Source organism: Pectobacterium sp. IFB5596 (genome assembly GCF_021432585.1).
Classification (GTDB): Bacteria; Pseudomonadota; Gammaproteobacteria; order Enterobacterales; family Enterobacteriaceae; genus Pectobacterium; species Pectobacterium punjabense.
Genome location: NZ_LXFY01000001.1, coordinates 276,926 through 299,203, shown reverse-complemented (window position 1 = coordinate 299,203; position 22,278 = coordinate 276,926). Strand labels below are relative to the sequence as shown.

The 22,278-nt window shown below is 50.1% G+C and carries 20 protein-coding genes; 12 read left to right on the top strand and 8 right to left on the bottom strand.

What is annotated here, in order from left to right; genetic code table 11:
• The first annotated feature begins 29 nt into the window (after positions 1-29).
• The 6 genes from A6301_RS01455 to A6301_RS01430 all read left to right on the top strand — a co-directional run bounded on the left by A6301_RS01455 (position 30) and on the right by A6301_RS01430 (position 5,346).
• Positions 30-992 carry a GlxA family transcriptional regulator gene (locus tag A6301_RS01455; protein ID WP_234256915.1) on the top strand — a complete coding sequence of 321 codons (963 nt, stop codon included), beginning with the start codon at positions 30-32 and terminating at the stop codon, positions 990-992.
• Between the two features lie 383 nt (positions 993-1,375).
• Positions 1,376-2,560 (top strand): histidinol-phosphate transaminase, encoded by a 1,185-nt coding sequence (locus A6301_RS01450; protein WP_234256914.1) that lies wholly within the window; start codon positions 1,376-1,378, stop codon positions 2,558-2,560.
• A gap of 248 nt (positions 2,561-2,808) precedes the next feature.
• On the top strand, positions 2,809-3,558 hold the full coding sequence (gene ydfG, locus A6301_RS01445; RefSeq protein WP_205542434.1) for a bifunctional NADP-dependent 3-hydroxy acid dehydrogenase/3-hydroxypropionate dehydrogenase YdfG: 750 nt from the start codon (positions 2,809-2,811) through the stop codon (positions 3,556-3,558).
• A gap of 263 nt (positions 3,559-3,821) precedes the next feature.
• Positions 3,822-4,172, top strand: coding sequence for a DUF1283 family protein (locus A6301_RS01440; RefSeq protein ID WP_107169506.1), 351 nt, complete (start codon positions 3,822-3,824; stop codon positions 4,170-4,172).
• 153 nt (positions 4,173-4,325) lie between these two features.
• Entirely contained in the window at positions 4,326-4,943 is a 618-nt protein-coding gene (locus tag A6301_RS01435; protein WP_205542433.1) for a hypothetical protein, read from the top strand.
• 103 nt (positions 4,944-5,046) lie between these two features.
• Entirely contained in the window at positions 5,047-5,346 is a 300-nt protein-coding gene (locus tag A6301_RS01430) for a DUF1161 domain-containing protein (RefSeq protein ID WP_205542431.1), read from the top strand.
• 49 nt (positions 5,347-5,395) lie between these two features.
• On the opposite strand, the gene A6301_RS01425 is transcribed toward A6301_RS01430, so the two are convergent.
• The 4 genes from A6301_RS01425 to A6301_RS01410 all read right to left on the bottom strand — a co-directional run bounded on the left by A6301_RS01425 (position 5,396) and on the right by A6301_RS01410 (position 10,079).
• Positions 5,396-6,883: an MDR family MFS transporter gene (locus tag A6301_RS01425; protein ID WP_215483051.1), complete on the bottom strand. Its 1,488-nt coding sequence runs from the start codon at positions 6,881-6,883 to the stop codon at positions 5,396-5,398.
• Positions 6,884-6,985: 102 nt separating this feature from the next.
• A complete protein-coding gene (gene bioD, locus A6301_RS01420; RefSeq protein ID WP_107169502.1) occupies positions 6,986-7,651 on the bottom strand; it encodes a dethiobiotin synthase in 666 nt (221 codons plus the stop codon).
• Positions 7,652-7,783: 132 nt separating this feature from the next.
• A complete protein-coding gene (locus A6301_RS01415) occupies positions 7,784-9,001 on the bottom strand; it encodes an ROK family transcriptional regulator (protein WP_234256913.1) in 1,218 nt (405 codons plus the stop codon).
• 181 nt (positions 9,002-9,182) lie between these two features.
• The gene (locus tag A6301_RS01410) at positions 9,183-10,079 is read right to left on the bottom strand and encodes a LysR family transcriptional regulator (protein WP_205542424.1); all 897 of its coding nucleotides are present in this window, start codon (positions 10,077-10,079) and stop codon (positions 9,183-9,185) included.
• A gap of 114 nt (positions 10,080-10,193) precedes the next feature.
• On the opposite strand from A6301_RS01410, the gene A6301_RS01405 reads away from it, so the two are divergent.
• The gene (locus A6301_RS01405; protein ID WP_234256912.1) at positions 10,194-11,462 is read left to right on the top strand and encodes an MFS transporter; all 1,269 of its coding nucleotides are present in this window, start codon (positions 10,194-10,196) and stop codon (positions 11,460-11,462) included.
• 151 nt (positions 11,463-11,613) lie between these two features.
• Complete coding sequence (gene tus, locus A6301_RS01400; RefSeq protein WP_234256911.1) at positions 11,614-12,549, top strand: DNA replication terminus site-binding protein; 936 nt, start codon at positions 11,614-11,616, stop codon at positions 12,547-12,549.
• A gap of 58 nt (positions 12,550-12,607) precedes the next feature.
• Here the strand turns inward: tus and fumC are convergent, their stop codons facing one another.
• On the bottom strand, positions 12,608-14,005 hold the full coding sequence (fumC, locus tag A6301_RS01395; RefSeq protein WP_107169496.1) for a class II fumarate hydratase: 1,398 nt from the start codon (positions 14,003-14,005) through the stop codon (positions 12,608-12,610).
• Positions 14,006-14,245: 240 nt separating this feature from the next.
• On the opposite strand from fumC, the gene manA reads away from it, so the two are divergent.
• The 4 genes from manA to add all read left to right on the top strand — a co-directional run bounded on the left by manA (position 14,246) and on the right by add (position 19,277).
• Positions 14,246-15,418 carry a mannose-6-phosphate isomerase gene (gene manA / locus A6301_RS01390; RefSeq protein ID WP_234256910.1) on the top strand — a complete coding sequence of 391 codons (1,173 nt, stop codon included), beginning with the start codon at positions 14,246-14,248 and terminating at the stop codon, positions 15,416-15,418.
• A gap of 95 nt (positions 15,419-15,513) precedes the next feature.
• A complete protein-coding gene (locus A6301_RS01385) occupies positions 15,514-17,064 on the top strand; it encodes a YdgA family protein (protein ID WP_205542414.1) in 1,551 nt (516 codons plus the stop codon).
• Between the two features lie 100 nt (positions 17,065-17,164).
• On the top strand, positions 17,165-18,142 hold the full coding sequence (locus A6301_RS01380) for an arsenic resistance protein (RefSeq protein ID WP_234256909.1): 978 nt from the start codon (positions 17,165-17,167) through the stop codon (positions 18,140-18,142).
• A 121-nt stretch (positions 18,143-18,263) separates the two neighbouring features.
• Entirely contained in the window at positions 18,264-19,277 is a 1,014-nt protein-coding gene (gene add / locus A6301_RS01375) for an adenosine deaminase (protein WP_234256908.1), read from the top strand.
• 100 nt (positions 19,278-19,377) lie between these two features.
• On the opposite strand, the gene A6301_RS01370 is transcribed toward add, so the two are convergent.
• The 3 genes from A6301_RS01370 to A6301_RS01360 all read right to left on the bottom strand — a co-directional run bounded on the left by A6301_RS01370 (position 19,378) and on the right by A6301_RS01360 (position 22,220).
• Positions 19,378-19,836 (bottom strand): SgcJ/EcaC family oxidoreductase, encoded by a 459-nt coding sequence (locus A6301_RS01370; protein ID WP_107169491.1) that lies wholly within the window; start codon positions 19,834-19,836, stop codon positions 19,378-19,380.
• A 227-nt stretch (positions 19,837-20,063) separates the two neighbouring features.
• The gene (locus tag A6301_RS01365; RefSeq protein WP_107169490.1) at positions 20,064-21,056 is read right to left on the bottom strand and encodes a bile acid:sodium symporter family protein; all 993 of its coding nucleotides are present in this window, start codon (positions 21,054-21,056) and stop codon (positions 20,064-20,066) included.
• 117 nt (positions 21,057-21,173) lie between these two features.
• Positions 21,174-22,220, bottom strand: coding sequence for an oxidoreductase (locus A6301_RS01360; RefSeq protein WP_205542410.1), 1,047 nt, complete (start codon positions 22,218-22,220; stop codon positions 21,174-21,176).
• Positions 22,221-22,278: the final 58 nt, after the last annotated feature.

The window sequence follows — 22,278 nt, the reverse complement described above, 5'->3', positions numbered from 1 at the left end:
AAACATATTGATCTTTAACGAGGGCTATTATGGCTTTGCTAACCGTTGCGGTGGTTGTCTGCGAAAATTTTAGCCCGTTTCATTTATCAATACCGAGTATGGTTTTCAGTGACATGCTCTATGAAGAAAAACAGTTTGCGCTTTTTTTCTGTGCAGAAAAACCGGGCATGGTTGCTTCTCAACACGGTTTTTCCATCAATGTTGAGCACGATTTTTCCGCATTGGAAAAAGCCGATTTGATTATCGTTCCCTATTGGAACCACCCAGATACACGCCCTACTGCGTCGCTTCTGGATGCACTACGTGCAGCAGAATCCCGTAAAGCACAGATCGCTGGATTATGTCTGGGCACCTACGTGTTGGCTTACGCAGGGTTGTTAGATGGCCGCCGTGCCTCGACACACTGGGCGTTTGAGCAGGATTTTATCGTCCGTTTTCTGGATGTGCAGTTGGATACCAACGCGCTCTATGTTGAAGATGGACGTCTGATCACGTCTGCGGGCACGGTAGCGGCAATTGACTGCTGCCTTTATTTGGTTCGCCAGCATTGCGGTAGCGCTATTGCTAACCGTGCCGCCCGCCGCCTGGTTATTCCGCCTTATCGGGAAGGCGGGCAGGCTCAATTTATTGAGCATCCGGTGCCGGAAAATACGCGGGATAGCAAAATCAATCAGTTGCTAGATTATCTGCGCAGCCATCTCCGTTCACCCCACTCTTTGGATGCCTTGGCGAGCCGGGTGCAGATGAGTCGCAGAACATTTACCCGGCATTTCTTCCGTGCCACAGGCATGACGGTTAGCGACTGGTTAACGGCGGAACGGCTTCACCATAGCCAGGCATTGCTAGAGTCGACCTCTCACTCCATCGAAGCGATTGCGGATAGCGTGGGTTTTCAGTCAGTAGTCACTTTTCGACAGCAGTTCAAACAGCGTTTTAGCGTGAGCCCGACCGACTGGCGTAAAACGTTTCAGGATAAAAGCAGCATCCACTAACTCTTGTTTCGCACGCCGCTTTCTGGCTGCGCCACCACTCGAATAACCTCTAGCATATTCTGAGCGATCGGGTAGAAGCCAACATGACTCAATTGCTATCTCATAGTGCAAACGCATCATGATGCATCAGTTCATTCGTCATGATGGTTCTCTTACATAAGTAATTCATATCATTTGGTTTAATTACCGGATGAATAAATAAATTTTTTTTACCTTTAATCGATACGCAGAGAAGGTGAACTTTCCCGCTGTACGGGAAAATCTGGCGTAAGAAAATATTATTTCGCCTATTTGGCAAGGTATTAGAGAACGATCGGTTAGAAAAATTGGCGCGTTTTATGCTTTAACTCTCCTGCCATTATGTAACTAAGGAGAGTGTTTTGATGAATTTTTTAATCAATGAAAGCGACGTGTTAAACCCGAAACGCAGAGCATTATTAAAACTTTCTGGCGCATTGCTGGGGTCTGCGGCGGTAACAACGGGATTAAGTTCGCAAGCTTTTGCCGAGACTCAGCCTGAAAATGCAGCATTTGCCGCCCCGTCGACCAATAACCCGATCCGTATTAATTTTAATGAAAATCCACTGGGTATGTCGCCCAAGGCGCAAGCTGCTGCTCGTGATGCCGTTGTGAAAGCCAACCGCTACGCAAAAAATGAAATTTTGATGCTTGGCAATAAACTGGCAGCGCATCATCAGGTGGAGGCTCCTTCTATTTTACTGACGGCGGGATCGTCGGAAGGCATCCGAGCGGCGATCGAAGCCTACGCGTCGCTGGATGCACAGTTGGTTATTCCTGAATTAACCTACGGTGACGGCGAGCACTTTGCCAATATTGCCGGAATTAAAATCACTAAAGTCAACATGCTCGACAACTGGGCGTTTGATATTGAAGGGCTAAAAGCCGCCGTTGCCCGTTACTCTGGCCCCTCCATCGTTTATCTGGTCAATCCTAATAACCCTACTGGCACGATTACGCCAGCGGATTTAATCGAGCCGTGGATTGCCAGTAAGCCTGCGAATACGATGTTCATCGTCGATGAGGCCTACGCCGAGTTTGTCAATGATCCTCGTTTTCGCTCTATTTCACCGATGATTACCCAAGGCGCAGAGAACATTATTCTGCTTAAAACGTTCTCTAAAATACATGCCATGGCCGGTATGCGCGTTGGGTATGCCGTCGCACATCCCAATGTCATTGCGTTGCTGGGGCGACATGTCGCGGGCGAGAAAATCAACTTCAGCGGCGTGGATGCCGCATTGGCATCGATGGACGATCGGGCATTTATCACCTACAGCAAAAAGAGTAATGACGTGTCGCGTCAAATCCTGCTGAAAGCGTTAGATGACCTAAAGCTGCCGTACTTGCCGTCTGAAGGAAATTTTGTTTTCCACCAGTTAGTCGTCCCACTTAAGGATTACCAAAAACATATGGCGGATGCAGGCGTGCTGATCGGTCGCGCGTTTCCTCCGGCAGATAACTGGTGCCGCATTTCGCTAGGTACACCGCAGGAAATGCAGTGGGTCGCGGATACCATGCGCGAATTCCGTCGCAAGAACTGGATTTAACTCTCCATCATACCGATCTTGTCGCTCCACTATGGCGCGGCATGCTGTCTCCCAGGCTTGTATGCCTCGATCGGTATTCGACTTCCGCCCCTCTCTCTGAGGGGCAATAATTCCTGAACCACCGTTGTTGCAACCAGAGTAACACTTGACCCACGGGGAATTGCGCGGCTAAATGAACCCATGCCTTTCATTATTTATATTGATATCAGGCACAAGCAGAACATGAAAACGGTCAGGGAGAAAAGAGCATGATTATTTTTGTTACCGGTGCAACCGCTGGGTTTGGTGAGTCAATTACCCGTAAATTTATTAGTGCGGGCCATAAAGTGATCGCGACGGGCCGCCGTCAGGAACGTCTGGATGCGTTGAAGGTGGAGTTGGGTGAGGCGTTGTATACGCTAAAATTAGACGTGCGCGATCGTCAGGCGATAGAACAGGCGGTTTCCTCTCTGCCTGCTGAATGGCGGGCGATTGATGTGCTGGTGAACAACGCAGGTCTTGCGCTGGGTCTGGAACCGGCACACAAAGCATCGGTAGACGATTGGGAAAATATGATCGATACCAACAACAAAGGACTCGTGTTTATGACGCGCGCGCTGCTGCCTGACATGGTAGAGCGCAATGTCGGTCACGTCATTAACATCGGTTCCACCGCGGGAAACTGGCCTTATGCCGGCGGTAACGTGTACGGTGCCAGCAAGGCGTTCGTACAGCAGTTTAGCCTGGGGTTACGAGCCGATCTGTCTGGCACCCGAATCCGCGTGACGAATATCGAACCAGGTCTGGTTGGTGGAACCGAGTTTTCGGCCGTACGTTTCAAAGGTAACGATGAAAAGGTGAACAAAACCTATGACAACACCACGCCGCTGACGGCCGAAGATGTGTCTGAGGCTGTTTTCTGGGTTGCCACCCTGCCTGCCCACGTCAATATCAACACGCTGGAAATGATGCCGGTCAGCCAATCTTTCGCCGGTTTAAGCGTACATCGCGAAGGCTGATAGCCAATTACAGCATGAAGACCCAGGGCATAGACGCATGCTTTATGCCCTTTTCTCTTACCTTTTGGCGCAATGCCGTGCGGTTATAGTGCCGTTGAAGCGAAGGATGTATACTTCTCGTTATAGGCAACCTTTCGTTTTGCACGACGCGCGAAGGTTACAGGGAACGGCGGTCGCCTTTTGTTGTCTATCGCTTGCCGTGCGCGTGCTATCGTTTGCGGCATCGGCGTTTGTTTTTATCATTCGTTCTGTCAAGGTGAAACATGAACCACTACTCTTTTTCTTCTTTGATTCGGGCCTTCATCCCGCTTTCTCTGGTTATCGTTTCTGCTGCCTGGCAGCCTGCCGCACTGGCTGATACGCGTCACATCATTGTCGATTCTGGCGACAGCGCGTTGTCTAAAGAAGCAGCGCGTCAAAGCAAAGAGCAATGGGACTCAACCCGCTCACTGCGTAACAAAGTGAACAACCGCGTTGAGAAAGAATTCGATAAAACCGAAAAAGCCATTGATGGGCGTGAAAAATGCAATGCCAGCTATAACGTCAATGCTTACTGGGAAAACACGACCGAACGCTGCCTCGATCGTAGTACTGGTCGTCCGGTTACCCCATGATTCTTTACCCACGCTTCCCAGCGTGGGTGTTTCGCTTTTCCCTTCGTATTACAGCAAATTCGCCCGATCTCAAAAGGTGACATCTCCTTTCAATTCAACGATTATCGCTATATCGTAGCAACGCGCATTTTATCCAAAATGGAGTGCATCAGGATGAATATGGATTTAGCACGGTTGTTTTTACGCCCTTTTCACATCAAACGGTGGGGCGTGTTCATCATGTGTTTACTGATCAGTTCGTGCGCAAGCACGTACCCAGAGACGGATAACATCACGAATATTACCAACGATCGCGGAACGATTATTGCCGAGTCCAATACCTACGTTTACACCTTCCCCGACGCAAAAGCTCAAAAAGAATATCAGGACTATTACGCGTTTTATCGTGATTACAAAGACATCATCCTTGGCGTGAGGGTCGATTTTTCTCTCCGTAACGGTCAAGTCTACGCAAGATATAAAAACGTGATTGATACTCGCCGATTGACCAAAGAGCAAGAAGTTGATTTACGCGAACTCTTCGCGGCAAACATTCCCACGGCAATGGGAAAAGGTGAAGTCACGTTTAGCGCTAACGGCACATTCAGTAAGAAAGAGGGGTCATCGATCGGCCTGACCCAAAATGGACGTTTACCGCAGCCTATTCCTGTGGTTATCAACAGCAGCGATAACTCCGGCAAAGAGGTGTTGCTTGCTCCCCTCATGATTCCTGCTATCGTCCTTTTCCCTCTGTTTATGATGTACGGCTGCGCCACCGGCCCCTGTGTTTAACGTGCTTTGGCCATCATTGATGGCCTGATTCCTCAGCATTTTCGCGTTATCTTCATCGTTTGATATACTCAAAGAGACTTTTTTCAGAGCAAAGGATCAAAAGATGAAAAAAACCGTCATTTTTGGTGCCGCGTTACTCTTGGTCGCTCCGTTGGCTGCACTGGCATCTTGCGAGAGCGTGAAAGCGGATATTGCCCAGAAAATCATCGCCAATGGCGTACCTGAATCCGGTTTTACGCTGGATATTGTCCCGAACGATCAGGTGAGTCAGGCCGGTGGTCAGGTGGTTGGTCACTGCGAAAGTGATTCACACAAAATTGTTTACACCCGCCATGCCGAAGGTGATGTCAATACGGAAAGTATGCCTGTGCCAGCAGAAGGCCAGCCGACAACCACACCGTAACTCTTCCTCTGGAGAGTCAAAAGGCGCTTTCGCGCCTTTTCTTTTATCGCTATTTTTTTCCGTTTTCGATATGTCCCGGCCGCTGATTTGCGGGAATCATTCTGGCAGAAAGCAGCGTAATAGCCGCGATGAGCGCGGAAACGATGAATACGCCATGAATTGACGAAGCAACTTGCGATGCCAGCGTATCGAGCTGGTTTGCGCTCAGCAAAACGCGTTTGGCTGGGTCCATGAGCGTTTGGAGCGGATCGCTCACTTCCGGCAATCGCCAATGCAGGTTGATGTTCAACGTGGCGCCAAGAATTGCCGTCCCCAAGGCCGACCCCAGCATGCGAGTAAACATGGCGGAGGCCGTCGCAATGCCGCGAATGGAGTAGTCCACCGAGTTTTGTATTGAGACCAGAAACGTGGTGCTGCTTAACCCCATTCCCGAACCGATCAAAAATGCCGCGAGCCGGGCCCACATGAGATTGCTATCTGGTTGAACGGTTAGCAGCGTCAGACTGCCGATAATCAGTATGATACCGCCGCACATCGCCGTAAACCGGTATGACGTCCACAGCATTAAGCGCCCACTCAGCGTGCTGGCCAGCGGCCAGCCAATTGACATCATCGCCAATATGCTGCCCGCCTCTAACGGGGTTCTACCCATGACACCCTGAATAAACGTCGGTAAAAAGGCACTCACGCCCATCATGGCAGCCCCGACAACTAATCCGCCGAGATTGCCAGCGATAATGACCCGATTGCGCCACAGTGCTAACGGGAATAGCGGCTCTGCCGTACGTTTCTCCTGTCGAACCAGTAAGATACTGCCTACGACGAAGATTGCGAGCAGCGGAATCACCCAATAACCAAACACCTCCGCCTGTAGCAACGCCATCAGCAAGCTGGCGACGGAGACTACTAGATAAAATGCCCCAACCCAGTCCAATTTATGTTGGCGCACTGCATTGATCGTTGGTAGATAGCGAGCCAGTAGGAAGATCGAAAATATCCCGATTGGTACATTGACCCAGAAGACTAGCGCCCAGTTGAAATGTTGTACGATAAATGCTCCCAGCAGCGGGCCGATGATGGCGGAAACGCCCCACACGCTGGATAGATAACCTTGAATTTTCGGGCGTTCGGTTGAGCTGTACACATCGGCGACAATGGTGAAGGCAATTGGCGTAATCGCGCCTGCACCCAGTCCTTGCAAGGTGCGAAAGACAATCAGCCAGCCCATCTGCGTGGAGAATCCGCACAGAATCGATCCCAGCAGAAACACAACCATGCCAAAAAAGAAAACCTTTTTACGACCGTATAGATCGGCCAATCGACCATAGATTGGAATACTGATCGACTGTGTCAGCAAATAGCCTGCAAAAACCCAACCTAGTAGAGAAAATCCACCTAAATCCGCGATGATAGTGGGCAACGCTGTGGCGACAATGGTTACCTCAATCGCTGCCGTGAACATAGCCAGCATACAGGCAATTAAAATCCAATGACGATGTGGGACAGGTGTTGGTTTCTGGTTATTCTCTGTTTTCATTATATTTTCAGGATAAGAAGAAAAACTGCCTGTGAGTATAACAGGTGGCATGGCGGAGAAAATTTATTCCCGCAGAGATGCGGGAATAGAAAATGGGAGAAATTAATCGCTGACGGCAGAAAGATCGATATAAGGCGAGAGATCCCGTTGCTCAGCGCGGGGTAAGTAAGGTAATTCGCCCAGTTGCGGTGCCGGGATTTTTTTGCGCAGAACATGAATAATTTCTGCGTAATTCGCCAGACCAGGATTAATGCGGTTAGCAACCCAACCGACCAGCGGTAATCCGTCATTGATGATCGCCTGCGCTGTCAGCAATGCATGGCTGATGCAGCCCAGCTTGATGCCAACAACCAGCACAACGGGTAGTTGTTCCTGTACTACCCATTCGGAGTATGGCCGCAGATCGTTCATGATGGTTCGCCATCCACCCGTGCCTTCAACCACTACGATATCGGCGGTTTCGCTCATATGGCGTAGACCTTGCGTCATCGTGCAGTAATCAATCGCTTCTTCACTGGCGCTGATTTCATCTTCTCGCAGTGCGATGGGGTTAACCATGTTATAGGGTAATTCCAGCGTAGAGGCTGCCTGTAGCAACAGCGCATCTTTATTACGCAAACCCGCTTCGGTCTCTTCGCACCCTTTTGCGATCGGTTTGTAGCCCGCCACCGATTTACCTGCCAGCGCCAGTTTTTGCAATAGCGCCTTGGATACCACCGTTTTGCCAACGGCGGTATCAGTACCAGTGACAAAAATACGTTTCAACATGGGATAACTCCAGACCACCTAAATACAACAAAACAAGCACAGCTAAATGCTTTCCAAGCGTGAAAGTCTAGGCTATGCCTCATTCGGGCGGTTTGCGTTAGCGCAATGTTTTGTTGCTCTACACCTTTATGGTTATCCCTGTAGCAATTTAACCAGCAGCGATCCATTGTAGAGCGCATCTTTTACCAGTGCTGCGCCGGGCATCGTACCTTGATTGTAGAACTGGGTCGCTTCCACCTGGATGTTGTTACTATAGGGTGGGAATGACTGTTGTTGAATACAGCCTAAAATGGCGGGATGCAAAATGCTGGCTGCTTTGTTCAAGGGGGAACCAACCAGAATTTTATCGGGATTGAAGAGATTCACCATAATGGCAACAATGCGGCCCACGTTATTACCCACATCATTAATAATGTCTTTGGCTAATTGATCGCCATTTAGCGCCGCATCACATAGGTTCTCAACGCTGAGCGGTGAACCGTGTAAGAGTGAACTCATGGAGGTATTCATGCGTTGCTGCGCCAGTTCCAGCATGTTAGCCGTGCTGGCGACAGTTTCCAGGCAGCCGTGATTGCCGCAATAGCAACGTTTGCCATAAGGGTCGACCTGCGTATGCCCTATTTCGACCAAATTTCGGCTTCCCGCGTGCAGAATACGCCCGCCGGTAATCACTCCCGCACCGACGTTATGGTCGATCACCACCTGAATCACATTTTGGCAATCGCGTGATGCGCCGTACAGCGCTTCGGCCATTGTCCAGGCGCAGATATCGTGCTGCAAATACACGGGCAAGCCCGTGCGCTGTTCTAGTGCCGGACCAATTGCCATTTCCTCAACGTCATAAAACGGCATCCGGTGAATAACACCCTTGCTCGCATCAATCATGCCTGGTGCGGTAATCGCGATGGCTGTTAATCGCTCCAGCCGTTTTTGGTGTCGAATAAAAAATTGGTCGATTTCATTCAAAATGCGATCGAGCAGCGGTTGCGGCGCTTCTGTGGGAAGCGGAATCTCTTCCTCCACAACCAGCTTACTGCTGAGATCGCGTAGCGCTAACAATAGAGTATTGTGGCTGATACGTGCTGAAAGATAGTGCCAGGCTTGGGTATCCAAAATCAGGCCGATAGCGGGACGCCCCCTGCTGCCAACATCCTGGTATTCCGTTTCCTGTACCAAATGAGCTTCCAGCAGTTCACGGACGATTTTGGTAATACTGGCGGGCGCGAGCTGAGCGCGTTTGGACAGTTCGATACGTGATATCGGGCCGTACTTATCGATCAGCCGATACACTGCTCCGGCATTCATTTGTTTGATTTGATCGATGTGTCCTGGTTGACCGTCGGTTATCACAAACCTGGCTCCTACTGATTCGTATTATTGCTGGCACAGCTGTTGAAAAATTTATCTTTATTATCGCAGCATGACTATTTTTCACGCTGCAAAATAAAAAAACTGCGGGTATGGTGGGGCTTTTCACTAAACTCGTCAAATATTTGATTCGTTATGTGATTTAGCACGCATATTTTAACGATTATCCGCCCAGCATCAGCGACATAAGCATGTTAGCTGCCGCACTTTGTGGGTGATGTCGCGCTGTAACCAACCAGACTTCCGTTGTGGCGTCGTCTTCCTCCAACAACAGATATTTCACCCCATCAACCCGAATACGCAAGAATGACGCAGGCAAAATAGATACGCCCAACCCTGCCGATATCAATCCAACAATGGTCATCGCCTCGCCGACTTCTTGCGTGATGTAGGGGCTGATGCCATAGCGTTTCAGCAGCGTTAGCGTATCGTCATACAGTGCAGTTCCGACCGCGCGAGAGAAGAAAACGAACGGCTCATTCGCCAACTGTGTGATGTTTATCGCACGTCCTGCTGCTTGCAGCGCTAATGGATGAGATTCCTGCACCACGGCAATGAGCGGTTCACGCAACAACAGTTGATGATCCAACGCATCAGGCAGTGGGTTATTGCGCATAATGCCAATATCGAGCTTACCGTTCAGCAGCGGTTCAATTTGCTGTTTGGTATTAAGCTCCATCATCTGAATATGGACTTCCGGGTGTGTTTGGCGAAAACGCAGCAGGCTGCTGGAAATCTTTTTGATAAACGGTGCGGATGACGTAAAACCGATCGTTAATTCTCCAATCTCGCCGCGTTGAATACGGGACGCCCGCTCTGCCGCCTGATCAACCTGGCTGATGATTGACCAGGCTTCTTTCAGAAACATCGTGCCCGCCGGGGTGAGCTGAACATTACGGTTGTTACGCGCTAAAAGTTTTGCTCCCACCTGCTCTTCCAGAATTTGAATCTGTTGACTCAGTGGCGGTTGTGAAATGCGTAATCTTTCCGCGGCGCGCCCGAAATGTAGCTCTTCGGCGACCGCAATAAAATAGCGAAGGTGACGTAGTTCGATATTCATATTTTAAAAATATCAATCATGATTATTAATATATTATACAAAATAATATCACTCTTCTATGATCGCTTCATTGTTGTTTTACGCCTGATTTACCTTTTCCGGTAAGGAATCATTGTGAGTAACCTGCCATCTTCGGCACCAAATGATTGGCCTATTTCTACGGCTAACGGTGCGGATGATATTGTCCCGAAACCCTCTGCTAAAACGCCTTATATCACGCGCGGTACACCGCAATTTATGCGTGTCACGCTGGCGCTATTTTCTGCCGGGTTAGCCACGTTTGCCTTGCTATATTGTGTACAACCCCTGTTGCCGGTGTTATCTCAGGATTTTGGTATTTCGCCAGCAACCAGCAGCCTGTCGCTTTCTGTTTCAACGGTGATGTTGGCGTTTGGGCTACTGTTCACCGGCCCACTCTCCGACACGCTGGGTCGTAAAAATGTGATGGTCGTGTCGCTGATGCTGGCAGCAATCTGTACCGTGATTTGCGCGTTCATGACCAGTTGGAACGGCGTATTGATTATGCGAGCGATGATCGGCCTGTCGCTAAGTGGCGTCGCCGCCGTCGCGATGAGCTACCTGAGTGAAGAAATTCACCCCAGCGTACTGGCATTCTCGATGGGGTTATATATCAGCGGTAACTCGATCGGCGGGATGAGTGGACGTTTAGTCAGCGGCGTATTAACGGATTATTTCCCGTGGCGGGTTGCCATCGGTACGATCGGCGTACTGGCGCTCATTGCGGCGATAACGTTCTGGCGCATTCTGCCGGAATCACGCCATTTCCGCTCCGGTTCACTGCGTCCAAAAACGCTGCTGCTGAATAGCAAACTGCACTGGCGCGATGCGGGCTTGCCGCTGCTGTTCCTTGAGGGATTTTTGCTGATGGGCGCGTTCGTTACCCTGTTTAACTACATCGGGTATCGGCTTTTAGCTTCGCCATACTTGCTCAGCCAGGCTGTGGTTGGTTTACTCTCCGTGGTTTATCTCACAGGAAGTTACAGCTCGCCAAAAGCCGGAGCATTAACGGCCCGCTACGGACGCGGCCCGGTGCTAAGCGTTGCGATCCTTCTGATGCTGACAGGACTGGGAATAACGGCACTGACACCCGTATTCGCTATCTTTGGCGGGATGATGCTCTTTACCGCCGGCTTTTTTGCTGCTCACTCGGTGGCTAGCAGTTGGATTGGCCAACGGGCAAGACGTGCCAAAGGACAGGCGTCATCCATGTATCTTTTTTCTTACTATCTAGGGTCGAGCCTGGCTGGTACGTTGGGGGGATTCTTCTGGCATTCATTTGGATGGATGGGGATTACCGTGTTCCTTGCGACGCTCTTATTCCTCGCACTGGGAGTCAGCCTGATACTAAAACGCCGCTTTTAAACCCTTTTCTTATAGGAGTTTACCTAACTAGGGTAAACTCCTCGTTATATTTTCCCTAATGCCCTGCTTGAAAATAGTGATAATCACGATTGCTGAAGTGTGCATTTAACAGTATAAATATAAGTATGTTGTAACTAAATTAAGTTTATCTATGAATCGCTACGCACTAATCGATCGCATGAACCGCTGTTTCCAAACCTTAGAGACAAAACTAGCCGTGATGCAGAAACAATTCTCTGCGTATCGACTGCTGGCAGGCCGCGTCTACACTCTTCCCCATGTGGAAAAAGGAACGGAGCACGATCCTATCGAGCATATCGCCGTCACGCAGTACATTGGCCAAGAGGCTCGTGATAAAGGGCTAGAGCATTTTCAGCGTCTGTTCATTCACCACTACCCGGAAACGCTCAGCAGTAAAAGCGCAATACGCTTGCCGGGCGCACTCTGCTTTTCCGTCAACGCCGCGCAGTATCAGCAGGCACAGTTGCTCATTGCGGAAATTAACGCACTGAAAAAAGAGCTGGAGCAGATTATTACCGTCGAGTCGGGGCTAGAGCCGGAACAACGATTTGAGTTCGTCCACACGCATTTGAAAGGATTGATCACGCTTAGCGCTTATCGTTCGCTGACTCTCATAACGAACCCGGCGTCAGTCCGATTTGGCTGGGCGAATAAGCACATCATCAAAAACATGACGCGTGGTGAAGTGCTGGAGAAACTGACCAAAAGCCTGAACGCAGCAAAGCATGCGGCGCCATATACCAAAGCGCAGTGGATTGAGCATGTAGAACAGGAGATGGATGCCATATTGCCGCTGCCGGAAGAGGCGGTATTGAAGATCAAGCGTCCGGTGAAAGTGCAGCCCATCGCACGCGTGTGGTATCCCGAGCAGCAGAAACAGGTACAGCATCCCTGCCCGTCTCCTCTGCTCGTGCTTTGTCAGCAGGAATCCGGCGGCGAGGTGCCGATCATCGGCGAACTGAATCCTTATGACGCCAACAACATCAAACATAAGCACAAACCGAAAGCAGCCGAACTGCGCTTGCTCATCCCGCGTTTGCATCTGTATACCGATGCACCGGAATAAAAAAAGCCTGCGAATAGACATCGGCAGGCTATGTGATAATACGCTGACTACAGCGGCATTATTTCTTTAGGCTACCGACCATCTCTTCTGGTCGGACCCACTCATCGAACTGCACTTCAGTGAGATAGTTCAGTTTGAGCGCCGCCGCCTTCAGCGTCAGCCCTTCTTTATGCGCTTTTTTGGCAATCTCTGCCGCTTTGTCATAGCCAATATGCGTGTTCAGCGCGGTTACCAGCATCAACGATTCGTTTAACAGTTGGGTGATGCGATCGTGGTTAGGCTCAATCCCCACTGCACAGTGCTCATCGAAGCTCTTCATACCGTCAGCCAGCAGGCGAATCGATTGCAGAAAGTTATGAATCACCATTGGGCGGTATACATTCAGCTCAAAGTTACCAGAAGCTCCACCGATATTCACGGCGACGTCATTGCCCATCACCTGGCAACACAGCATTGTCAGCGCTTCACACTGGGTCGGGTTGACCTTGCCCGGCATGATTGAACTGCCCGGTTCGTTTTCAGGAATACTCAGTTCACCGATGCCACAGCGCGGGCCAGATGCCAGCCAACGCACATCGTTAGCAATCTTCATTAACGATGCTGCCAGCCCCTTCAAGGCACCATGCCCATGAACCAGCGCGTCACAGGTCGCCAGCGCTTCAAATTTATTCGGTGAGGTAACAAATGGCTGGCCGGTGAGTTCCGCCAGTTCCGCTGCTACACGTACCGCATATTCAGGATGCGTGTTTAGTCCGGTTCCTACCGCCGTACCGCCCAGTGCCAGCTCGCAAATATGCGGCACGCTGTTTTCGATGTGCTTCAGGTTATGCTGCAACATCGCCGCCCAGCCGGAGATTTCCTGCCCTAGCGTCAGCGGCGTTGCGTCCTGTAAATGCGTACGACCGATTTTGACAATATCCTTAAACTGCTCAGCCTTCGATGCTAGCGTCGCGTGCAATACTTTCAGTTCAGGAATCAGATGTTCGTTGATCGCCACCACGGCAGCAACATGCATCGCCGTCGGGAACACGTCGTTAGAGCTCTGGCTTTTGTTGACATCATCGTTCGGATGAACCAGCCGATTGTTGCCTCGCTCTCCCCCCAGTAGCTCACTGGCACGATTAGCCAGCACTTCATTCATATTCATATTGCTTTGCGTGCCAGACCCCGTCTGCCAGATCGCTAACGGAAATTCTCCCGCGTGTTTATCCGCTAACACTTCATCCGCGGCCTGAATAATCGCATTCCCTCGATCGGCAGGCAGAAGCGCGAGGTCCATATTGACACGGGCCGCCGCACGCTTGGTTTGCGCCAGCGCATAAATCAGCGCTTGTGGCATTTTCTCTTCAGAAATACGGAAATGCTCCAGTGACCGTTGCGTCTGAGCTCCCCATAAACGTTCAGCAGGAACATCAATTGGCCCCATTGAGTCTTTTTCACTACGCGTCGTGCTCATTACCTTTCCTCCTTAAAACACAGATTCAAATAATAGAAGACATCGAATCACATCGCTGGGCCTATTCTGATAACACTGACTGGCCTATAACACTTATTGTGTCTACTAACACGGTCTGGTATCGCGCTACATAAAACATTACCATGAAGCGAAGAAGATGCAGTGTATTCATAATCATTCAAGTAGTTAACAGCTGGCATCACAAAAATTAACAATTTAATGCAATAGCAGGGAGCCGACATGCAAAAAATGCTCAATAGTGTCCAGCATTACGCCTGGGGCAGCAAGCACGCCTTAAATGAGCTTTATGGCATTGATAACCCTAATAATTTACCGATGGCAGAACTGTGGATGGGCGCCCATCCCAAAAGTAGTTCAGCGATTATTGATGAAAAAGGCAACACTCGCAGCTTACGTGACGTCATTGCCGAAGACGCCATAACTCATCTTGGCGCAGCGGTTACACAGCGTTTTGGTGAATTACCCTTTTTATTTAAGGTGTTATGCGCAGAGCAACCGCTCTCCATTCAGGTTCATCCAAGTAAATCAGCAGCAGAACAAGGCTTTGAGAAAGAGAATGCCGCTGGCATCCCGCTCGATGCGGCTGAAAGAAACTATAAAGATGCCAATCACAAACCAGAATTGGTCTACGCGTTAACACCTTTTCAGGCGATGAACGGGTTTCGAGAATTATCTGAAATTGTGCATCTACTCGAGCCGATAGCCAGTGCACATCCGTCAATCGTCGCGTTTTTACAACAGCCCGACGCGAAGAACCTCGCCATGCTGTTCACCAATCTACTCAGTATGGAAGGCGAACAAAAGTCACGTGCACTCGGCGTATTGAAAGCCGCGCTAAACAGTCAGAACGGTGAACCTTGGGCGACGATCCGCGCGATTACACACTATTATTCCGATGACAGCGGGTTGTTCTCCCCGCTACTACTAAACGTGATTACGCTTCAGCCTGGCGAAGCCATGTTCCTGTTTGCTCAAACGCCACATGCCTACCTGAAAGGCGTGGCATTAGAAGTCATGGCGAACTCGGATAACGTGCTGCGTGCGGGATTAACGCCGAAATACATTGATATTCCAGAGCTACTGGAAAATGTCGTGTTTGAAGCCAAACCAGCAAACCAATTACTGACGACGCCGCAGCGCCAAGGTAATGAACTCAGCTTCCCTATCCCTGTGGATGATTTTGCTTTTTCACTGCACGAGCTGAGCGAAAATCCACAAACGCTCAGCCAAAACAGTGCTGCTGTTGTATTTTGCGTTGACGGTCATGCCGTCCTGCAAAAAAATGAGCAGCGACTCTCGCTACGCCCAGGAGAATCCTGCTTTATTTCCGCCAGTGAGTCACCGATAACGGTTGAGGGACAAGGGCGTCTCGCTCGCGTATTTAACCGATAACGCGTTCCGTACACTGTTGTTACACGTGTATCGCATGAAAAATTATCTGCGTTTCGCGTTGAAAACGCGCATTTTTTACTAAAGGATGAATAAAGATGAAGAAATCGCTAGTCGCCGTAGGCGTTATTGTTGCTCTGGGCGCCATCTGGACCGGTGCATCCTGGTACACCGGCAAGCAGTTGGCTCAGCAGATTGATGGTTTTACCGATACGTTGAATACCCAGATTAAACAAGCCTACCCAAACTCAGGGTTGAAAGTCGTTTATCGTGACTATCAGGGTGGCGTATTCAGCAGCACGCTAGCCTATGTATTACAAAGCGATGGCACAGCAAAAGGCACACAATTCCTTGCGCCCGGTGAAGAACTTGTCTTCAACGAAACGGTCTCTCATGGGCCGTTCCCGTTGGCTCAGCTCAAGAAATTCAACCTCGCACCGGCGATGGGCTCTGTCCATACCGAGTTGGCTAACACGCCAGCCGTCAAAGCCTGGTTTGAATTGACTAAAGATAAGCCGTTCTTTACGGCAGAAACCCGCGTCGCCTACAGCGGTGACACACAGTCACTCATTACGCTGGTGCCGATCGACCATCAAACGCCAGAACAGAAATTTTCCTTCAGCGGCGCGGATATCTTGCTGGATATCGGGCATGACCTGCGCAGCAGCAAGATAGATACCACCATCGGCAGCGTGAAGATGGAAAGGAAGAATGCCTGGGGCCAGACAGAAAATGTCGATATCACCGATTTTTCTATCAAGGGAACCAATCAAAAAGGCAAATTCGACCTTGATTTAGGTGATGGCGCCCTATCTCTTAAATCCATGACGTTTACCGTAGAAGGTGGCGAGCCCGTTAAACTCAACAACTTCTCTCTGCAAAGCAGCGCGACAGAAGATGACAAAAATTTGGCAGCCAAAATAGCCATTACGCTGGATTCCTTAATTATCGGTGACCGCAATTTGGGTTCGGGTAACGTGAAAATGTCTATTTCGCAGCTTGATGGCGAAGGCACGAAGCAATTCCTCACTGCCTATCAGGCAAGAGTGCAGAAGCTGTTGCAAGACCCGAGCACGATGGACCCCGATGCTTATCAGCACGACGTTGCCATGTCTGTTCTGCAATATCTGCCACAGCTGCTGAAAGGCAACCCGAGCGTTGAAATCTCTCCAATCAGTTGGAAAAACAGCAAAGGCGAAGGGGCATTCACGCTAGCGCTGGATTTAACCGATCCGTTGCAGAGCGCAGATAAAGCCGCTGACGCGGCGGTATCGGATGAAGAAAAAATCATTCGTCAGTCGGTCAAAAAGCTCGATGCTAAACTCAATGTTCCTCTGGATATGCTGGCAGAGTTAATGATACAAGCAGGGCCAAAACCAGCAAACGCTGAAGAGCAAAAGCAGGCGACAGAAATGGCGCAGCAGCAGGCTAAGATGATGGCGGACATCGGCCAAATGAACCAGTTGAGCGTCACCAAGGACAATGCGATTACCAGTTCACTGCACTACGCTGATGGTCAAATTGACTTCAATGGCAACAAAATATCGCTAGCTGATTTCATCGCGCCTTATTTCTCCGTTCCCACGGAAGAAGGTGAAGAGTCTCTGCCCGGTGCACAAGAAGAATCCGTTACGCCACCAGCGCAATAATCCAGCGCTCGGTAGCATTACGCGTTAAAACACACGGTGGACGCCCTTTCGTCCACCGTTTTTTTGCCCCACATCTTCTGCTTGATATTGAGATAACGTCATGTCCGCGCTGAAACCTCTTATGGAAACCTATCAGGCCGCGATCTACTTTTTTGCTGTAATAGCCGCAGTGGCAGCAGCCATGGTTCTACCAGAAACAGAGCGACTGGATGTCGTGATTAATCCGGCGCTGGCACTGATGCTGTTTGTCACGTTCCTGCAAGTTCCGCTGACTACGATTGGAAAAAGCATCACTCAGATTAGGTTCATTGGCGCACTGCTCGTTGCCAACTTCATCGTAATCCCCTTGCTGGTCGCGGCGCTGCTCCCCTTTCTTCCTACCGAACCGTTGGTCAAACTGGGCATCATATTGGTGTTACTTGCACCGTGTATTGACTACGTGGTGACATTCGCGCATTTGGGGCGTGCCGATGCCACCCGCCTGTTGGCCGCAACACCCATACTGTTGATACTACAAATGCTGGCGTTGCCCTTTTATTTGACGTTATTCCTTGGCCATGATGCCGCTGAGCTTATCGCTTTCGCGCCCTTTATCGACGCATTTATCTGGTTGATTGCCGTGCCTTTAGCGTTGGCTGCCCTTCTACAATGGCTAGCGCTACGCCAGCGTACGATGGCAGTATTTTCGGATGCGTTGGGTTATCTACCTGTTCCCGCTACCGCGCTGGTACTATTTATTGTGGTTGCGGCAGTCATTCCTCAGTTGCGAACCACGTGGGAGGGGGTTTTACTCGCCGTACCGTTTTATCTGCTTTTCGCACTGTTAGCACCGTTGCTCGGCTGGTTGACTAGCCGCGCGTTCCGGTTGGATTCTGCTGGAGGGCGGTCCGTGGCGTTTAGTGCCAGCACGCGCAATTCTTTGGTTATTCTACCGCTCGCGTTGGCAATACCGGGCGCGTTACCGCTACTTCCGGCCGTGATCGTCAGCCAAACTTTAGTCGAGCTACTCAGCGAGCTTATTTATATCCGGGCTATCCCCAGGTTGAATGCGCCAGAAACAGAGCAAAAAAACCAATAACAGATTGTTTTTGCTCAATGATTGTCCAGAATGCTTGGATTTTAGCGGTAACAATTAGCTATTTACCACGATTTCTTTTTATACTTTGTCGTATGAAAAACAGTAATCAGACAATAACATTATGATTGATTCACTCCTGCCACTGACGGATATCCACCGCCACTTGGATGGTAATATCCGCGCCCAGAGTATTCTGGAGCTTGGACGTCAGTTCAATATTGCGTTACCTGCCAACGATCTTGAGGCACTTCGCCCTCATGTTCAGATCACTAAAAACGAGCCAGACTTACTGAGTTTTTTACAAAAACTCGACTGGGGTGTCGCCGTTCTCGGTTCACTGGACGCCTGTCGCCGTATCGCCTATGAGAACGTTGAAGATGCGATGAAAGCCGGGCTGGATTACGCCGAGCTGCGCTTCTCTCCCTACTATATGGCGATGAATCATAAGTTACCGATTGCTGGCGTTGTTGAAGCGGTGATCGACGGTATTACCGCCGGGAGTCGTGATTTCGATACCGACATTCGTCTGATTGGCATCATGAGCCGGACATTCGGCACTGAAGCTTGTCAGCAAGAACTGGATGCCCTGTTGTCCCAACGCGATCGTATCGTGGCGCTCGATTTGGCGGGTGATGAGCTAGGACACCCTGGTGCGCAGTTTACTTCTCATTTCCAACAAGCTCGCGATGCTGGCTGGCACATCACCGTTCACGCAGGTGAAGCCGCCGGGCCTGAAAGTATTTGGCAGGCGATTAATCATTTGGGCGCAGAGCGCATTGGACATGGCGTTACTGCGATTATCGATCCTCGCCTGATGACACACATGGCGGAACATGGGATTGGCATTGAATCCTGTCTGACATCCAACATCCAAACCAGTACGGTGGAATCACTGGATAAACATCCGTTGATCCACTTCCTGCGTTACGGCATTCCAGCCACTATCAACACAGACGATCCCGCGGTTCAAGGCATTGAGATCCGTCATGAATATGAAGTCGCTGCTCCCCTTGCTGGCCTGACGGAAGTCGAAACCCGTAAAGCGCAGGAGAATGGCCTGAACATTGCGTTTATCAGCGAGCAAGAAAAGCAACAGCTGCGTGAGAAGATTTTGCGCAAACGTGGAGCGGCCTGATTGCGCCATGTCATAAAATAGGGTCATGTCACCCATGCACGAAAAACGGCTAACACTTGTTAGCCGTTTGATGCGAATTGTCACAGATGACGGATATAAATCACCCGTTTGGTGTTGCCGATGAGTGGTGTGAACTGATCAACCACTGCTTCCCATCCCAAATATAGGTATAGGTAAAGCGTGCTTTGGCTACGCTTCCATCACCAAATGTGAAGGTATAGGTTCCGGTGTCAACCGCGTCATTACAGCCGATACGAATCGTGCGGGTGTCAATTTTTCCAACTGGTTTTTTCGCCAGGAAATGCTCGAAATAATCAATACGCTCCGCGTCATTCGTGCGCGGTTTACCTGATAATGTCGGTAACAGTACGGCATCCGGCGCATAGTTTTTATCAACTTTCTTCGCATCACCGGTTTGCAACGACGCATTCCAGCGGTCAAATAACGATGCAATCTGTTTTTGATCGGTTTTCACACAGTCCACATGCTGCGCTGCCTGTACGGATGCGGAAGCCAACGTCCCTAGCATTGCTAAAGTTAACACCGTTTTTTTTAACATATTCCCTCGATCTCAAAGACTCATTATCATCAACTGTGCCCTGCTCTCGACAACGCATGTCGATAAGCCAGCATTGTTATAACGTACCCGATCGAGAAAGTGATACAGTTTTGAAACTATCACTGTAATAGATTATTTAACCTATTTCTAAATAGTTACAGATGACAACGCCCCCGAACCGTGAAAATTCGGGGGCGTTATTTATGTATCAAAGGAACGATAATACCTTACTGATGAGACGTATCTTGTTCCTTGGCTAGCCGTTTGGCATAACGTTGTGCCAGCGCGGCGCAAACCATCAATTGAATTTGATGGAAGATCATTAACGGCAACACCATCGCGCCAACAGCAGCTGCAGGAAACAGTACGTTCGCCATAGGAATCCCATTCGCCAGGCTCTTTTTCGAACCACAGAAAACAATGGTGATTTCATCAGCGGTATTAAAGCCCAACTTGCGCGCAGCCAGCGTATTCACCACCAGCACAATGGCTAGCAGTACCATAGAACAACCTACCACTGCCAACAGCGACCAGCCGTTGATCTGTCCCCAAATGCCCTCAACCACCGCCTCACTAAAGGCGACATACACCACTAAAAGAATCGATGACCGGTCAGTAATATTAATCAGCTTACGGTGGCGTTCGACCCATTTGGCAATCAGCGGACGAGACAAATGTCCAATGACGAAAGGCACCATCAATTGCATGATAATGGAACCAATGGCGTGTAGCGTATCCGTTTCGCCCCCCTGCGTTTGCATCAGTAAACCGACCAGAATCGGCGAGAGGAACACGCCCAAAATGCTGGAGGCAGACGCACTACAGATTGCCGCCGCTACATTCCCCCCGGCCATAGAGGTATACGCTATCGCCGACTGCACCGTCGCCGGTAGCGCGCACAGATAGAGGAAACCAAGGTATAACGTCGGCGTCAGCACAATCGGCGACAGCAGACTCATGCCCATTCCCAGCAGCGGAAATAAAATAAATGTGCTGGCAAACACCACCAAATGCAAACGCCAGTGCCCCATACCGGTAGTAATCGCTTCACGCGAGAGCTTCGCACCGTGCATAAAGAACAGCAGAGCAATTGCCGCCGTTGTCAGGTACTCAAAGAAAACCTTTACGGTGCCTTCAGCAGGAAGGATCGACGCTGTCACCACGACCAAAATCAGAACCAATAAAAACTTATCAATACGTAACCGTTGTAACCACCCCATGCCCGACACCTTTCCCCTAGCCTGTTATCAGCCCAATTAACACCCTAACAATACGGGCGATCCTAAGATCGCCCGTTTAAACAAACTGTTAACTATCTGGAATTAAACGCAGTAAATCTAGCTATTTTTCAGCGTAACGGCTTTTTTCTGCTCATAGGAGAGCAGCCCCAGCTCGATCAGTTCCATCACCTGAATCGCCTGATGTACGCTAACAGGGTTTTCACCTTTACCCAGCAGCGCATCGCGTACTGCCGCGTAGTACGCCGGATAATTACCCGGAATCGTTGCGATAGTTTGCTCTGCCGTGATGCCATCGCGGGACAGCGTCAGCACGCCATCACGCTTATCCTGCCCCCAATCGGCTAAAGGCGGACGTTCACCCGCTTTCAGACGGTCTTCCTGTGGATCGAGTCCGTATTTTACAAAACTGCCGCGCGTGCCATGCACGGTATAACGTGCGGAAGCCGCCGCCACCAGCATACTGGCGTGCAACACCACCCGTCGTTGCGGGTAAATCAGCGTCGCGTGGAAATAATCTGTTGCTTTACTGCCCGGCCTCAGTTGCGCCATATCTACCTGAATCGCCACTGGCAAACCAAACAGTTCCAGCGCCTGATCCAGTAAGTGTGGTCCAAGATCGTACCAGATCCCGCTGCCTTCGCTGCCGTCTTCACGCCAGCGCTGGCGAACTTCAGGCCGGAATCGATCGAAATGCGATTCCATATACACGACATTTCCCAACGTTCCCGCCGACAGTAGCTGCTTCAACGTCAGAAAATCGCTGTCCCAGCGGCGATTGTGAAATACAGAAAGGACTTTTCCGACGCGTTCGGCAATCTCGCCCAGATCGTAGGCTTGTGACAACGTCACCGTAAACGGTTTATCGACGACGACATGCTTGCCCGCTTCCAGCGCCAGTTTCGCCAGCGGGAAGTGGGTATCATTAGGGGTGGGGATAACAATGAGGTCAATATCGGGATCGTTAAACAACGCCTGCGGGTCGTTCTCAACGCGCAAATTTGCCCAATCCGCGTGCACTTTTTCAGCATTGCTGCTGGACACGGCCACCAGCTCCATCCCTGCCGTCCCTGCAATTAACGGCGCGTGGAACGTCTTACTGGCATAGCCGTAGCCCAGCAGTCCAACACGAACGGTCTCACTCATGACGATTCCCCTTAGCTTATTTGACTTTGTGATTTCTCACTCAGTATATACCCGTCCC

What these genes read in the sequence shown, in the direction of transcription:
- A6301_RS01455 (WP_234256915.1), top strand. Translation starts at nt 30, where the DNA reads ATGGCTTTGCTAACCGTTGCGGTGGTTGTCTGCGAAAATTTTAGCCCG.
- A6301_RS01450 (WP_234256914.1), top strand. Translation starts at nt 1,376, where the DNA reads ATGAATTTTTTAATCAATGAAAGCGACGTGTTAAACCCGAAACGCAGA.
- ydfG (WP_205542434.1), top strand. Translation starts at nt 2,809, where the DNA reads ATGATTATTTTTGTTACCGGTGCAACCGCTGGGTTTGGTGAGTCAATT.
- A6301_RS01440 (WP_107169506.1), top strand. Translation starts at nt 3,822, where the DNA reads ATGAACCACTACTCTTTTTCTTCTTTGATTCGGGCCTTCATCCCGCTT.
- A6301_RS01435 (WP_205542433.1), top strand. Translation starts at nt 4,326, where the DNA reads ATGAATATGGATTTAGCACGGTTGTTTTTACGCCCTTTTCACATCAAA.
- A6301_RS01430 (WP_205542431.1), top strand. Translation starts at nt 5,047, where the DNA reads ATGAAAAAAACCGTCATTTTTGGTGCCGCGTTACTCTTGGTCGCTCCG.
- A6301_RS01425 (WP_215483051.1), bottom strand. Translation starts at nt 6,883, where the DNA reads ATGAAAACAGAGAATAACCAGAAACCAACACCTGTCCCACATCGTCAT.
- bioD (WP_107169502.1), bottom strand. Translation starts at nt 7,651, where the DNA reads ATGTTGAAACGTATTTTTGTCACTGGTACTGATACCGCCGTTGGCAAA.
- A6301_RS01410 (WP_205542424.1), bottom strand. Translation starts at nt 10,079, where the DNA reads ATGAATATCGAACTACGTCACCTTCGCTATTTTATTGCGGTCGCCGAA.
- tus (WP_234256911.1), top strand. Translation starts at nt 11,614, where the DNA reads ATGAATCGCTACGCACTAATCGATCGCATGAACCGCTGTTTCCAAACC.
- fumC (WP_107169496.1), bottom strand. Translation starts at nt 14,005, where the DNA reads ATGAGCACGACGCGTAGTGAAAAAGACTCAATGGGGCCAATTGATGTT.
- manA (WP_234256910.1), top strand. Translation starts at nt 14,246, where the DNA reads ATGCAAAAAATGCTCAATAGTGTCCAGCATTACGCCTGGGGCAGCAAG.
- A6301_RS01385 (WP_205542414.1), top strand. Translation starts at nt 15,514, where the DNA reads ATGAAGAAATCGCTAGTCGCCGTAGGCGTTATTGTTGCTCTGGGCGCC.
- A6301_RS01380 (WP_234256909.1), top strand. Translation starts at nt 17,165, where the DNA reads ATGTCCGCGCTGAAACCTCTTATGGAAACCTATCAGGCCGCGATCTAC.
- add (WP_234256908.1), top strand. Translation starts at nt 18,264, where the DNA reads ATGATTGATTCACTCCTGCCACTGACGGATATCCACCGCCACTTGGAT.
- A6301_RS01370 (WP_107169491.1), bottom strand. Translation starts at nt 19,836, where the DNA reads ATGTTAAAAAAAACGGTGTTAACTTTAGCAATGCTAGGGACGTTGGCT.
- A6301_RS01365 (WP_107169490.1), bottom strand. Translation starts at nt 21,056, where the DNA reads ATGGGGTGGTTACAACGGTTACGTATTGATAAGTTTTTATTGGTTCTG.
- A6301_RS01360 (WP_205542410.1), bottom strand. Translation starts at nt 22,220, where the DNA reads ATGAGTGAGACCGTTCGTGTTGGACTGCTGGGCTACGGCTATGCCAGT.